Origin of the sequence: Dyadobacter sp. CY312 (assembly GCF_021390535.1) — a bacterium.
GTDB lineage: Bacteria > Bacteroidota > Bacteroidia > Cytophagales > Spirosomataceae > Dyadobacter.
Map to the genome: position 1 here is coordinate 390,457 of NZ_JAJUXG010000009.1, position 15,035 is coordinate 405,491.

Here is a 15,035-nt window from a genome sequence, read left to right on the forward strand (position 1 = left end):
TAGAATGAAAATCAACTCTTTAAGCCAAAATTTATTTACTTTTCAACTTGTTGATATGCTCCGCAACATTCAGCATTGTATCAATATACAAGTCATTTTGTTGTTCTTTCAAATAGTGCAGCAATTCGCTGTGCGCCTGGTTTGAAACGTTCAGTGCGTGTTCACCTCCCACTCCATGAAAGAGAAAAACGAGCAATTTTCCACTTTGTCGGGCTTGCTTTACGAGCTCAATCATTTGTTGTCCGGTTTGCTCAACCATAGAGTAACAGTCAATGTCAAGTAGTTTCTGTTCATCAAACGAGTGCATTTCATGTCTCACGGCACGGGCGGCCAGAAACTCGTCCGTGAGCGACTGGATGAATTCACCCTCCGCCACTTTTTTATGCCCGCAGTTGAAAGCAAAAGTGCGCTTTCCGTCGTGTCCGTCAATTGATTTCAAAAAAGCGTTGCACATTTTGATCTCATCCTGAATTCTGCTCATGCTGTATTTGCTCAGATCGTATTCAGGTTTCACCCAGCTCATTCCCGGGCCGCTTGCATCGCATGGATGATAAAGTGTGTGATTGCCTAATTCATGACCGCTGGCCGCTGCTGAGCGCCAGTCTTTAATCCTGTTACGGGCCGCATCGGATGAAGCCGTCAGGTAAAAAGTCCCTTTCAAACCCAGAGAGTCCAGAGCCGGAACTACGTTATCCAGATGTACATTCAGGGCATCGTCGTAAGTAAGCACAACAGCTGCTTTTTTCCCTTTCCAGGGTTTTGACTCGTCCAAAACTTCCCCATCAGTTCGGAATGGTGAAGCCGGCAAACCTTCTGAGTTATAGAAATTGATTCCTTCGGGATTGTCCTGCCAGCCGTAGCGAACATATTTTGGTGTTTTTATTGTTTCACTGGACAATTCGATCTGGTCTTTACCAACAATTTTTGTTTTGGCCCAGACAAATTTTTTGTCATAATCTGCAATGGCAAACCAGCGTAAATCTTCACCATCTTTGGATCGTATTCCGCCAGCCACATCGTCAAATTTGAGCATGATCTTATCGCCGGAAATATCTTGTGATATTAATCGCGGACCGCTATAAACCACATTTCTGTCTTTGTAAGCAAGATTCCTGGCTGCCAGAGCAAGCCTTTTCCCAATATCCTTTTTGTTTAAAGGATGAATATCATTCCATTCTCCCAAATCCAGTGTCACAGTTACCGAAGTATTTTTCAGGGTCAGCGCTTTGTTTTGTGCTTCCCGGATCAAAGCCATATTGCTCTCGGACGGCTTCATATCTACATCCTGAAAGTTGGGTAATTGCACCACCATAAATGGCAAATTCTCGTCGGCCCAAAGTCGGCGCCAATCGTTAATTAATGCTGGCATTAAGGAATAATATGCCTCCGGATTTGCGACATTTGATTCCCCCTGATACCAAATAAAACCTTTCAGCTTCATTGGAAGTACCGGTGCCACCATTGCGTTGTACAGTGCGGTTGGTTGGTTTTGTGCAACCATAGTCGTGTTCGGCCTCTTAGGTGCATTTGTAGGTTGATATACCTGCCCCACTTTGTATTGCCAGGTTCCTTTTAAATCGATCTGCTGCTCATCATATGACATGAAATAAGGTTTATCCGGCACAAAACCACCTTTACCTGTCTGATTGGTAACCCTTATTACGAATACATTCTTGCCAGCTTTTAAAAAACCCTCCGGAATTTCGTAGCGACGAGGCGGATATTGATAACTGGTGCCGCCGATCTTTTTTCCATTGACAAACACCTCATCTGCATCAACAATTCGCCCGACAAAAAGCTTAACGGGCTTGCCCACCCAGTTTGCAGGAACTTCAAATTCCCTTCGAAACCATACCACACCGTCAAGGTCTTTCAGGCCCTGATCTTCCCAGTAACCCGGAATGTTAAAATTCCGCCATCCTTTTGGCTGATACGTTTCACTTTCCCAATGTTCCTTCTGCCCCAAATCCGTTATCTGCGTCTGTTTTGAAACATTGACCGGAAGAACACGCTTGAATGAATTGATATAGGTTGTGTCTTTGTTTTGAGAAATAACCTTTTTTATATCAGCAAAATCGATGTATCCATCTTCACTGATCCAGGCCTCTATGGGTGTCCCTCCCACCGAGCTGTTGATGATGCCAATGGGAACTTTATACTGATCATAAAGATCTTTTGCGAAAAAGTAAGTTACTGCTCCCATGGTAAGCACATCCTTCGGACTTGCAATTTTCCATTTTGATTCTGGCAAATCCTCCTTTGGCCCGTTAAGGTTTGTAATGGTCGGGATGAAAAAGTTTCGGATGTCCGGGTAATTGGCTGCTGCGATATCCGCAGTAAAACGCTCTTTCACCCGCTCCATATTGATGACCATATTGCTTTGACCGCTGCACAGCCATACGTCTCCAAAAGCTATGTTTTTAATCCTGATCTGATTTTTGCCTTTCAAAACCAGCTCATAACCTGTACCAGCCGGTTGCGCAGGCAGCTGAATTTTCCATTTCCCCTCGGATGTAGTCACTGCGCTATACTTCTTGTTTTTCAGTGTCACATTGACCTGCTCCCTGGGGTTCGCCCAGCCCCATATTGTGATCGGCTGATCGCGTTGCAATACCATATTATCTCCGATCAGCTGGGGCAAGCGGATATCAGCAGAAAGATCGTGAGACAGGAAAAATAGTATAAATGCAAATTTTAAAATTCTCATGAATTGAATGGTTGACTGCAATAAGTTAATCCTGGCCGTCTTCACTTCGACCGTAGCCACCGACGCTCCATTGCCAACAATTCACCTGAAAATTGGTTGATTGTAAACAACTAAGACCTAACTGATCGGGCTTCGACAAGCTCAGCCTGACAATACCTGACTAAACCTAATATTTCTAAAAATTAACCACTCCTTCAAATGCCCTTTTAGGTTTGTAACTCTCATCAAATAGCAGCGGATAATCCTTGCGGCCCGGAACCGGGAAATTATCCAGCCAGCTCGACCTGTCTGACACATTCCAGAAGGTGACACCTGTTACAGTGCCTTTGTATTTTCTAAAAGTATCGAACAGCATTTTATAATGAGCCGACTGTTTTTCCATCATTTCATCGGTGTAAACGCTTTTATCCGTTTCTTTTTTTGCCCGGCGTTCGTGCTCTTTGGCATAAACTGAAACGTCTAGTTCGGTGACCTGTACTGCAAGCCCCATATCCGCAAATGTTTTGATCGACTTTTCAAGTTCTGCCTGTGATGGCTCGTAAATAGACCAGTGCCCCTGTAATCCCACGCCGTGAATCGGGACGTTCTTATCTTTCAGCTTTTTTACCAGCTGATAAATTTTCGCCCGTTTTGCTGTGCTTTCGGTATTGTAATCGTTGTAAAAAAGTTTTGCTTCGGGATCAATTGCGTGTGCATATTCAAATGCCTTTTGAATATAATCTTCTCCTATGATCTTGTAAAATTTGGATTCACGATAAATACCTTTTCCAGTATCCGGAACGGCCTCATTCACCACGTCCCAGGCATATATTTTTCCTTTATAGCGGGTCATCACATCCGTTATGTGCTGTTTGAGCCTGGCAAGCAATACTTCCCGGTTAACATCTTTTCCTTCCGAATCCGTGAAAAACCACCTTGGCGCCTGGCTATGCCAACAAAGCGTATGACCTCTTACCTTGATCCCATTAGTTACTCCAAAATCCACGATCGCATCCGCGTCCTGCCAGTTGTAGCGATTTTCCTCGGGATGTATCGGCCCCATTTTCATCGCATTTTCGGGCGTAATACTATTAAACTGCTGTTTGATAAGTTCTGCTTCCGGCCCCGACAAGTTTCTGGGTGCGACGGCCACGCCTACCGGAAAATAATCCTTGTATGCTTCCCTCAGTGTTTTCTGTGCCAACAGATCGTTTGATGCAAACAGGGTTGCCGAGGCTGCCATACATTGAACCAAATATTTTAATCCTGACGATTTTAGCATGATTTATATTGATTGAAAAATGAGGTAATATTGGGCTGTTTGGCTTTCTGGCCTCGGCGGTCAAACTTTAATTGATTGGCTTAACCTGTCGTACGCCTAAGCGACCACAGCCGATTGCCGACGGCTGATAGCCTTACTTAAACAACAACTGCGAAAACTGGAACAGGTCGTGCCTCCAAACAGGCCAGGTATGTCCGCCCGGATATTCGCTATACGTGTGTTTGACACCTAATTCATCGAATTTCGCCCGCATAATTTTGCAATTGTTAAAGGCGATATCTTCCTGTCCACCCATTGAAATCCAGAAGTTTTTGAGGTTGCCATTAATCTTGCCTGCGTTGTTTTTCATGAACTCATATTGCGGGTCGGTGAGCGCAGTATTATTGGCAAACCAGCCGGAACTGAAAACGCCCAGTGAAGAGAACATTTCTGTATTTTTAACACCTGCATAAAGTGTCTGTAATCCGCCCATGGACAGTCCTGCCAGCGCCCTGCTTTTTGCATCCGTGTTCACACGAAAATTACTCTCCACAAATGGAATAGCAGCATTTTTCAACTCATTTTCAAATTGTTTCAAAACGTTTTCATTAAAACCGGCAATGCCGCCAGTACCGCCCATGTTTCCATCCAGCATTACAATTACCATCGGTTTGGCTTTTCCTTCGGAAATCAAATTATCCAGAATCGCGTCCGTTTTCCCCTGCGTCGCCCAACCCCTATGGTCCTCACCTCCTCCATGAAGAAGGTACAATACAGGATACTTTTCAGTGGACTGGTCATAGCCCGGCGGCGTGTACACATACATTTCCCGCCAGCTTCCCGAAGCTTTTGACAAATACTTTTTGATACGGATGTCCCCATGAGGAACATCCTTTTGTGAATAATATGCACCATTCCGATATGGAATTTCAATACCGCTGGCCATTCTGCCCATGCCATAAAAGGTTTCACTCGCAGGATCAGCAAGCGCCACACCGTCGATCAGCAATGAATAATAGTGAAATCCTTTGCCAATTGAATCCGTCGTTACCATCCAGTATCCTCCGGTATCTTTCTTCATTTCGTATTTTTTGCCAAGATCAATTTGTACTTTTTGCGCTTCCGGTGCTTTCACTCTGAAAACTACACGGTTATCTGGCAGGATCTGCGGGTACTGTGCTGTGCGAATGTTCGTTGCCGCCCTCGTCCCAAGTATGGTGTATTTCGATAAAGAAGCGTTGTCAACCGGTTTGAACAGAAACTGCGAGAACATATACAAGCCATTTTTCCAAACCTTAAAGTCATGCACGCCGGGTTCGACGTAATACACGTGCGGCACCTCATGTTCAAACATATAGTCGTGCGTACGTTTGCTGAACGTGATCAGCCGGTCATTATCTCCGCAGGAAATGAAAAGTAATTTCAACTTCTTTTTTGCCTCCTCTGGATTCGGCATGAGTTCTGTTGGAATTTTAGTATTCGGAGCGGAAGAAAACCCGCCAACCCAGGCGAATTTATCCAGATTGCCTAACCCGAAGTTAAGCGACTGTCCGCCTCCCATGGACAAGCCGGCAATCGCCCGACTTTCACGATCTTTGAGCGCAGGATATTTGCTTTCGACAAAAGGAATCAAATCATTGAGCAAGTCTTTTTCAAAAGTTGCAAATGCAGCTACCTTATCCTGCGCCATGATGTTTCCGGTAGCCCGGTCATCTTTCATCGCACGGCCATTTGGCATGACCACAATCATGGGTTCAATCTTCTTTTCTGCATAAAGATGATCCAGTATCAGCTGTGGATTGCCACCGTTGAGCCACTCCTTTTCATCTCCGCCTATGCCATGCAAAAGATATAAAACGGGATATTTTTTCTTCTTGCTGTAACCTGGCGGGGTGTATATCAACGCCTTCCGCTTGCTGCCCACGGTTTTGGACTCGTATTGAATCGTATCAATTTTGCCAGCCGCGGCACCGGGTTGTACGGTATCATATCCTTTTGGCATTTCCTTTTGAATATCCTGCGCCATGCCAAGCGTGGCAAGCAACATCAGGCTCATTACAATTGATATACGTCGTTTCATGATTGAGAATTTATTGCTATTGAATAACCCTGAGAATGGTTGAATTTCTATTTTGCGGACTTTTGAAACATCGGATCATTACCGCTGTATTTCAAATATTTAAATGAGGCCGAATTGGTAGTCTGGTCTCCTGATGAGGTTGCATACATACCGAACAGACATCCGATGAAACCACCCGCCGTTTTTGTACTCAAATATTTTGCATCCATTTTGTCCGCAAGCGACTGCCAGGATGCTCCCGAGGCATAATAAAAACTGTAAGATCCGCCCTCAGCCACAATTCGAAGTTTGACCGGTTTGCTCACATCAGTAATATTCTTTTGCGTGATCAGTTCCATCTTTTTACCGTCGGAAGCCGCTTTGTATAGCTGAACCACCGGTTTTCCCTGATCAAGAGATTTGCTCACGAAATAGAAATGTCTTTCATCCTGCAAAATGGTCAGCCCAGCCTTTTCGTTTTCGGATTTGGGTAAAAAGTCAAGTTCAACCTCGGCTGTGCTGTACAAATGCTGCTGGCGTTTCCCAATGAACGACGGATTACCAAGCTCCATCACGGTTTCAGGTTTCAGTTTCATTGTCAGACCGCTCTTTTTTGAAAGTGAAAATGAGCTGCTGTCAATGGTTCTCATAAATAACAAAGCGGGATCAAGCGTTTTGTCGAATGTGAGTGTGTATTCAAAATTGCCAGCCTGCGGCAACGCATCTTTTTGCTTTACTTCCTTGTAGTTGACTGTGTACTCGTATTTGATTTCTTTGCTTGCCGGATTGATGATCGGCCAATCATTTTTCCACTCCACCGGAGTGATGAAAGTTTCCCGACCTGTATTGTAATAATCACCTTCATAAGGTCTCACTGCCAGAAAAATCGCATAAGTTTTGCCATCCGGGCCTTCTACAAACTGCGCATGTCCAGCAGAAGTTACCGGGTCTTTGCGGTCTTCGGGCAATCCCATCTGTGTCAGGATCGGGTTATTTTCATAGGCAACATAAGGCCCCCAAACCGATTTGCTGCGAAAAACAACTTCTGTGTGATTGACCGAAGTTCCTCCCTCGGCTGCATAGAGGTAGTACCAGCCATTTCTTTTCATGATGTGCGGCGCTTCGATCCAGACGGGCTTTTTGCTCAAATCCACCCCACCATTCACCAATTGTTTTTCTTCACCGATCACTTTCAGTGTCACCGGATCAATCTCATAAATCCGTATTGTTCTGTGTCCGGAATACAATGGTTTGCGATCCGGCGCATCGCTGTTGTAAATGATATAAGCTTTGTTCTCATCGTCAAAAAACATGGACGGATCTATACCGCGCACCTGCGGCACACGAACCGGATTGTTCCACGGACCAGCCGGATTTTTAGCAGTCACTACAAAATTCCCATCGTGGTCAATATCCGTACAGGTCACGTAATAAGTTCCGTTGTGATAGCTGATAGCCGGTGCAAAAAGTCCCCGGGTCAGCTTCTCTCCCATGAAATCCATTTGTGTTGCGCGGTCTATCACATTACCGATCTGCTTCCAGTTTTTGAGGTCTTTACTATGAAAAACCGGAATACCCGGAAAATAGGAAAATGTGGAATTTACAAGGTAATAGTCCGTACCGACCTGAACCACACTTGGATCAGGATAAAAGCCAGTCAGGATCGGGTTGACTATGGTGGTGGTTTGTGCCGAAGCTGTGTCGGCAAAAGTCATGCAAACCGCCAAAATCATGGCTGATAGAATTTTTTTTATCATTATTTATCAACGTTAATCAATAACACAAATCGCTATAAATTACTGAGCAACAAACACATATACTTTTCCTGACTGTGTGGGCACGTCGTAAAGGAAAGTTTGGGCGATATTGACCGGAGATAGATCCGCTTTCGGAGACAACACGGCTCCTGCTACCTGTTCCGTATAATAGAATGGATTAGGATTGGATCCGGAAACATTTTTTACAGACTTGCCGTCTGCCGCTTTCAGCGGATTAGGTACGCGCAGTCTAAGATTGCCACCAAGCTTCGATTTCACTTCAACCTTTGTCAGCTTTCCTTCTTTCCATTGCATATCCACTACTTCAAACCCGCCCTGCGCGAGTATTCCACCGATATTTCCTGCCTGCCACACATCCGGAAGAGCCGGAAGCAGGTGCACCGCCCCATCGGCACTTTGCATCAGCATTTCATTAATTCCAGAGGTACAGCCAAAATTGCCGTCAATCTGAAAAGGAGGATGCGCGTCGAAAAGGTTGTTGTACGTGCCTCCTCCATCCTTGGTCGTGCCTAAAGGTGAAAGCTGATTTTTGATCAGTGTAAAAGCATGATTCCCATCCTGTAATCTGGCCCACCAGTTCACCTTCCAGCCCATGCTCCAACCGGTCGATACATCACCGCGGTGCGTCAGTGTGGTTCTGGCGGCGGAAAAAAGTTCAGGTGTGCGGTATGGCGATATCTGATCAGAAGGGAACAGACCATACAAGTGTGAAACATGGCGGTGGCGGTCATTCGGATCGTCCACATCGTCGAGCCACTCCTGCAACTGCCCGTGCTGTCCTACATGCATGGGAGGCAGTCGCTTTCTCATTTGTCTGAGTGAATCTGTAAATGCCGGATCTTTTTTCAATATCTCCGCAGCCCTTATTGTGCTCGTAAACACGTCAAAAGCAATCTGATTGTCCATGGTAGTTCCCGCGTCCAGCGATGATCCTTCATGTGCAGCCGGAGCATTTTCAGGAGAACTTCCCGGGTTCACAACCAACCAGTGGTATTTGGGATGTTCTACCAGAAAATCGGCGTAGAAAGTTGCCGCCCCTTTCAGGATCGGATATACTTTTTCGAGGTAAGTTTTGTCGCCCTGGTAAAGATAGCGGTGCCACAAGTGCTGGCTGGTCCAGCCACCTCCTGCGATCCACATTCCCCAGAAAGCACCGTCGACTGCGCCTGTTGTCCGCCAGATATCCGTATTGTGATGCGCCATCCAACCCCGGGCTCCGTACATCGACTTCGCCGTTTCCTTTCCTGTTTGAGATAATTCCTCCACCATTTTCAGGAATGGCTCGTGCAATTCGCTCAGGTTCGCACGCTCCGCAGGCCAGTAATTCATCTGCGCATTGATGTTGATGGTATACTTACTGTCCCATGGCGGCCTCATTTTATTGTTCCAGATCCCCTGCAAATTGGCGGGCTGCCCACCGGGTTGTGAACTTGAAATCAGCAGGTAACGACCATACTGATAATACAGCGTAACCAGCTCAGGATCATTTACATTCCGGAAGTTTTTAAGCCGTTCGTCAGTCGGCAGATTTCCCTGATCCGTTTTACCCAAATCGAACTTTACCCTTTTAAAATATTTCTGATACGCTGCCACGTGAGGGGCAAGAATCGCAGTGTAAGATTTGGCAAATGCTTTGTTGAGATATGAGGCGGCCAGCGCGTTTTCATCTCCACTCACATCCTGATAATTTTTAAAATTGGTAGCAATAGAAACATAAATCGTCGCACTATTAGCTCCTTTTACTTGCAATGCCGTATCGCCAGCCATTATTGAACCACCTTCGGTTTTGATCCGTGTAATTCCTTTGAACCGTACCGCACTTTTAATTCCTTCATGATCAGAAGTAAAACCTACAATCGTCAGATCTTTGGCAGCCGTTGCTTTTACCTCTTTATTGGTATGCTGAGATGTATATGACGCACTAAAAGTGAGCTTTCCAGGCTTATCGGCTGTCAAACGGATCACAATCACGCGATCCGGGAATGATGCAATTACCTCGCGTGTGAAATTCACGCCTTCCACCTGATATGTTGTTTTGGCTACGGCGCGTTCAATATCCAGTTCACGATAGTAATTGTCATATTTTTCATGACCTGGAAAATCCAGATGCAACTCACCCAAAGGCTGGAACATCTGCCCGTGAGACTTTTTACTGATAATGGCCTTATTTGCAAGTTTTTCCGCTTCCTTTTGTTTTCCCTCGAAAATCAACTGCCGGATCTGTGGCAATGCGGCCAGGGCATCCGGATTGTCGTTGCGGTTCGGTCCACCCGACCACAAAGTGTGTTCGTTAAGCTGGATAATTTCATTCGCAACATTTCCATAAACCATCCCCCCCAGCCTGCCATTCCCGACCGGCAAAGCATTTTCCCAGGTTTTGCCTGATGGCTTGTCGTACCAGAGCTTTTGTCCGGGAGATTTTTGTGAATAGCCGGCCACAGCCATTGCCATAAAGAAAAAGCAGAAAATTTTTCTCATAAAATTTAACTCGTTTGTTACACGGATTTAGTTGGCGATAGGTGGTTAAGCATTTCAGCGTGGCTTGGCTGAGATTACAGATACATACCGCCTTTGTATTAAAAAATTTATTGTGTCATCATGACACTTTATAAAATACAATAGTATCGAGTATTTGAGAAAAAACAAAATATTTTCCTGTTAATAATTAGTAAACTGCAATTTAATCGGTATACAACAGCGACCGAGAGAACCCAAACAGAGTGTGGAAGCTGGTGCAATGCCTAGATATAATTGAGAAAGCGAAGTAAACAAGGCGCTTTGCTTCCCCAAATCCATCTGCAAAATGCCTTGATGTGCTATCAGATTTTTACGATCTTCCCACTGGCTACCGACTTGTAAATCGCTTCAACAACGCGTATGTCACGAAGCCCTTCCTCTCCGGGAGCAATGAGTGCCGTGTTTGCGAGCAGTGCGGCACAGTCCTCATCCAGCTGTTTTACCTGCTGACTTTTGAGAGGAAAATTGATGACGGTGCCATCAGACATACTTCCTTTGTTACCGCTATATCCCGACTGCGGTTCCAGTTTCGCCCAGCCTTTTTCGTAATTCACCTGCAGGTAGTTCATATTGATACCAAAGCTTGTCTGACAAGACGCTCTGGCTCCGCTTGGGAAATCGAGCATGAACATCATCGTTTCTTCAACTTCTTTATAAATTTCCGGACGGGTTGTAGACGCCTGAGCAAAAACGCTGACAGGCTCCTCACCTGTTGCAAGCCGTGCACCCTGCAAAGCGTAAACGCCCATATCACCCATTACTCCGCCACCAAGTTTTTTGTTTTGTTTCCAATGATCTGTTCTTGCATCGAAGTAACCTGCCGCGCTGGTGACCATTTTCACTTTGCCAAATTTGGGTTCTTTCGCCAGTTTCATAACCGCCTGGATGTTGGGATCATGCTGACAACGGTATCCGATCGCCAGTTTTACCTTATTGTTATTACAAGCTTTAATCATCGCCTCGCAGTCGGCGACGGATGGCGCCATGGGTTTTTCGCAAAAAACATGTTTACCCGCTTTGGCAGCACGCACAACAAACTCCCTGTGCATGGAAGGCGGCAATACCACGTACACCACATCGATATCAGGATTGTTCGCGATTTGATCAAAATTCTGATAATTGTAAATGTTCTTGTCCGGGATATTGAATTTCGCTTTCCACGTTTGCGCTTTTGCAGGCGTGCCGGTAACAATCCCGGCCAGATAACATTTTTCGGTCAGTTGTAATGCAGGTGCCAGCAGATCGGTGCTGTAATATCCGAGGCCAACCAGGGCAATACCAAGCTTGTCTTTCGTGGGACCAGTTGACGCCAGCAAAGAATTTCCGGAAAATAAAGTAGCGGCGCCAGCCAGCGTTAAAGTCGATAAAAAGTCACGTCTCTCAATATGCATATCTGTAATTTTTCAAGTATTAGAAGGCCGTAAGCTGGTTTTGCTTCCTATGGATTGATGGTTTTGATGTTACCATTGCTGTCTCTTACAAGTTCTCTCACTTTCACGTTGCGCAGGTGGGTTTTTCCTGAAAGTTCCGAATCATGGTAGAACAAATACCATTTGCCTTTCACATCAACGATCGAATGATGTGTTGTCCAGCCTTCAACGGGATTCATGATCACACCTTTGTACGTAAACGGTCCATAAGGAGAAGTCCCTTCTGCGTAACAAAGCAGATGCGTGTCACCTGTTGAGTAGGAGAAGTAATATTTCCCGTTGTATTTGTGAAGCCATGCTCCCTCAAAAAAACGGCGGTTGTTGTCGCCTGCCAGAAGGGGTTTCCCATTTTCGTCAAGGATCTGGACATCACGCAAGGGTTCTGCAAATGACAACATATCATTGCTCATCACTGCCACTTTAGCGCTTAGTGCCGGTTCATTCTCATGTCCTTTTCCCAAATCGGTCATCAGCGTTTTATCGTAATTACCAGTATGCCACCGTTGCAGCTGGCCGCCCCATATGCCTCCCAAATACATATAACTTTTTCCGTCAGTATCCTTGAATACAGCCGGGTCGATGCTGTAACTTCCGGGGATCGGTTTTTCCTCAGCTTTAAAAGGACCGGCTGGAGATTTACTTGTAGCCACGCCTATGCGAAACACGCCTTCTTTATCTTTGGCAGGAAAGTAAAAAAAGTAAGTTCCGTTTTTATAGGCAGCATCAGGCGCCCACATTTGTTTGTCAGCCCAAGGCACATCTTTCACATCCAGCGCTACGCCGTGGTCAATTACTTTCCCACCGATTTTATCCATGGAATACACATGATAATCCCGCATCTGGAAGTGTCCGCCTTCGTCATCCTGAGGAACGTCAGCTTCGATATCATGCGATGGATAGATGTAGATTTTTCCGTTAAAAACATGAGCGGATGGATCGGCAGTATACAGATCGTTTACCAAAGGTTTAATTTTCGCGGGCGTACCCTGTGCATGCAAACTTCCCAATCCAGCTACAAAAGCAACTACAAGTTTGTTGAAAGAAATCATTTTTATGGTCATTGATAGGTTATTGAAACTGATAAGTGAGTAAGCCACAGAGTCCTGAATCTACTTCATTTTTCAGGCCGGCGAAAACACTCTTTTAAAAGGAATTATTTATAAATGTATTTAAAGTGAGAGGCTGTATCAAAAATTAATCATGTTGTCACATTGAGCGGACGGGGTCCGTACGCTCAATGTGACAAATTTCACTGGTTCCTCAATTGTGATACAGCCTCTAATTTTAAGCAAAACAACCGGCTTCTGCTGAAACCCGATCGTCAGCTTTCAGGCGTCTTACATGTAGCCCGGGTTTTGATATGTAGCTTTTTCAGCGGCAGTTATATCCAGGTTATCCAACTGTCCCTGCGGTATTGGTCTCAAATGGTGATAGTCTTCGATCGTTCTTTTGAATGTTGAAGGAGTGTGATTTCCTATCTGCACTCCGGCAATTTCATAAGTACCTGCAATTTCTCTCCACTTTTGTGTACGTACCAGATCGTACCATCTGTATCCTTCTCCAAAATATTCGCGTGAACGTTCGGCAAGAATGTAATTGATATCAATCGTAGCAGGAGTTGCAGCAATCATTTTTGCACTGTTATCCTGCACTTTTTCAGCATTGCCATTATTGCTCCAACGCCATTTTCCTGCACGACCACGAATTACGTTGATCAAATCTTTTGCAGTTTTACCCGGTTGTGTAGTTGCTCCTTTTACCGCTGCTTCTGCTGCAATGAAATACAGCTCAGAGAATTTGGCGATATTGAAAGGACGCGTACTGGCTGCATTAGGCTGTCCCAAACCTGTACCGTTATCTGTCCGGTAAGTACCCAGTTTCCATAGCCCGGGATACACAATTCTGCTTATCCCACTTGGACCAACCACGTAATCTGCTCTTCCGGGAAGTACGCCTAGCCCCATGCTGCTTTTGTAAACTGAATTTGAGTAATCGATTGCCGTAGCCGGTTCTTCATCCAGGAATGTAAGTATGGCATCATCTTGGCGCACCTGCAGATTATTTGCGTTAAACAATAATTCATTAGTTACACCCGCCCTGTTCCAATTGCCTCTGTAAGTAGTGGTGAAAGTTCCGTCGTATCTTGAATCATTTGTCTTATCAGCAAACGTATTCTTGAATACACCGTGAGGAGGAGCCATACGAGTCCACGGACGACCCAGTGATTGTACTGCTGCACGCTGCACTGAGTTAACCGTCGTAGCAGCACTCCAGTTGGTCTTCGAGCTGGTTATACTCAGATAATTCCACTGCATCATCCATCCGGCAAAGTTCTCTGCATCACCGCCACCTGAATATGTCAGACTTGATCCGTTATATAATTCACTTGTTTCCGTATGATCTGCATACAATAGCATTTCACTGTTTCTGTCATTAGTACCTACGTTGACATCATAATAAGTGCTTTGCAGAGCGAAAGAACCCGGGCTATCAATACCCGCAACTGCTATATCATAAGCCTGCTGAAAGTACCATTTTGCATCATGACCATCAGGGTCTGTACGATTGGCCTGTGGGTAGGTAGGTATGTTACCAGGGTTTTGCAGCCACCATCCGTATGTCAGATAAGCTTTTGCCAGATACAGGCGGGCAGCTGTTTTTGTAACTCCGCCTTTAACACGTCCCACAGCCGGCAGATCGTTAACTGCTTTAACCAGATCAGGAAAAATTGCTTTTGTGTAAACTTCCGGCACCGTATTCCTGGTTGAGGTACGAAGCGTGGATATATTGAACTTAAGCTCTCCGGATCCTAAATCTAAGGGTACCCCGCCAAATGTCTGTACCAGCATAAAGTAATCAAATGCACGGAAAAATCTGGCTTCGGCTATCAGCGCTTCAGAAATACCGACATCCGTGGCATTTTCAATGACACCATTCGCTGTATTGATATTAGGAAATGCATTGAACCATATATTGCTGGCATCACTGTTGTTTGGCATGATCAGTCCGCCACCGGAAAGATCGTGGATCTGGAATTGGCTACCGGCACCATTGGAACCCCAGGTTGCTTCATCGGTTCCGGTCATGCATGAATTATAAAAATATGCATTACCAAAGATATATCTTAAATGGGCATACATACCTGTCAAACCACCGTAAACCCCTTTTTCAGTTTTAAAGTATTCAGGTGTATAAATAGCCCTCGGTTTCTCTTCCAGAATATCTGTACATCCTACCGAGAAAAGCATCAGGAGAACCATTCCCCGAAGGCTTAGAAATTGTATCCGTTTCATATGAATGCGAT

8 protein-coding genes are annotated in these 15,035 nt (G+C 45.2%); all 8 read right to left on the bottom strand.

Going from position 1 to position 15,035, the window contains the following annotated elements; all coding sequences use genetic code 11:
• Positions 1 to 31: 31 nt before the first annotated feature.
• Positions 32 to 2,707 carry a sialate O-acetylesterase gene (locus LZG71_RS14780; protein ID WP_233821533.1) on the bottom strand — a complete coding sequence of 892 codons (2,676 nt, stop codon included), beginning with the start codon at positions 2,705 to 2,707 and terminating at the stop codon, positions 32 to 34.
• A 175-nt stretch (positions 2,708 to 2,882) separates the two neighbouring features.
• Positions 2,883 to 3,929 carry an endo-1,4-beta-xylanase gene (locus LZG71_RS14785; protein ID WP_233821603.1) on the bottom strand — a complete coding sequence of 349 codons (1,047 nt, stop codon included), beginning with the start codon at positions 3,927 to 3,929 and terminating at the stop codon, positions 2,883 to 2,885.
• Positions 3,930 to 4,101: 172 nt separating this feature from the next.
• Positions 4,102 to 6,027: an alpha/beta hydrolase-fold protein gene (locus LZG71_RS14790; RefSeq protein ID WP_233821536.1), complete on the bottom strand. Its 1,926-nt coding sequence runs from the start codon at positions 6,025 to 6,027 to the stop codon at positions 4,102 to 4,104.
• Between the two features lie 47 nt (positions 6,028 to 6,074).
• The gene (locus LZG71_RS14795) at positions 6,075 to 7,763 is read right to left on the bottom strand and encodes a glycoside hydrolase family 43 protein (RefSeq protein WP_233821537.1); all 1,689 of its coding nucleotides are present in this window, start codon (positions 7,761 to 7,763) and stop codon (positions 6,075 to 6,077) included.
• Positions 7,764 to 7,802: 39 nt separating this feature from the next.
• A complete protein-coding gene (locus LZG71_RS14800) occupies positions 7,803 to 10,262 on the bottom strand; it encodes a glycosyl hydrolase family 95 catalytic domain-containing protein (protein ID WP_233821539.1) in 2,460 nt (819 codons plus the stop codon).
• A gap of 341 nt (positions 10,263 to 10,603) precedes the next feature.
• Entirely contained in the window at positions 10,604 to 11,692 is a 1,089-nt protein-coding gene (locus LZG71_RS14805; RefSeq protein WP_233821541.1) for a Gfo/Idh/MocA family protein, read from the bottom strand.
• 47 nt (positions 11,693 to 11,739) lie between these two features.
• Positions 11,740 to 12,792: a glycoside hydrolase family 43 protein gene (locus LZG71_RS14810; protein ID WP_233821543.1), complete on the bottom strand. Its 1,053-nt coding sequence runs from the start codon at positions 12,790 to 12,792 to the stop codon at positions 11,740 to 11,742.
• A 276-nt stretch (positions 12,793 to 13,068) separates the two neighbouring features.
• Positions 13,069 to 15,024 carry a RagB/SusD family nutrient uptake outer membrane protein gene (locus LZG71_RS14815; protein WP_233821545.1) on the bottom strand — a complete coding sequence of 652 codons (1,956 nt, stop codon included), beginning with the start codon at positions 15,022 to 15,024 and terminating at the stop codon, positions 13,069 to 13,071.
• Positions 15,025 to 15,035: the final 11 nt, after the last annotated feature.

Bases quoted from the DNA above. Each gene is read 5' to 3' on its own strand.
- LZG71_RS14780 (WP_233821533.1), bottom strand. From the start codon at position 2,707: ATGAGAATTTTAAAATTTGCATTTATACTATTTTTCCTGTCTCACGAT.
- LZG71_RS14815 (WP_233821545.1), bottom strand. From the start codon at position 15,024: ATGAAACGGATACAATTTCTAAGCCTTCGGGGAATGGTTCTCCTGATG.
- LZG71_RS14785 (WP_233821603.1), bottom strand. From the start codon at position 3,929: ATGGCAGCCTCGGCAACCCTGTTTGCATCAAACGATCTGTTGGCACAG.
- LZG71_RS14800 (WP_233821539.1), bottom strand. From the start codon at position 10,262: ATGAGAAAAATTTTCTGCTTTTTCTTTATGGCAATGGCTGTGGCCGGC.
- LZG71_RS14810 (WP_233821543.1), bottom strand. From the start codon at position 12,792: ATGACCATAAAAATGATTTCTTTCAACAAACTTGTAGTTGCTTTTGTA.
- LZG71_RS14805 (WP_233821541.1), bottom strand. From the start codon at position 11,692: ATGCATATTGAGAGACGTGACTTTTTATCGACTTTAACGCTGGCTGGC.
- LZG71_RS14795 (WP_233821537.1), bottom strand. From the start codon at position 7,763: ATGATAAAAAAAATTCTATCAGCCATGATTTTGGCGGTTTGCATGACT.
- LZG71_RS14790 (WP_233821536.1), bottom strand. From the start codon at position 6,027: ATGAAACGACGTATATCAATTGTAATGAGCCTGATGTTGCTTGCCACG.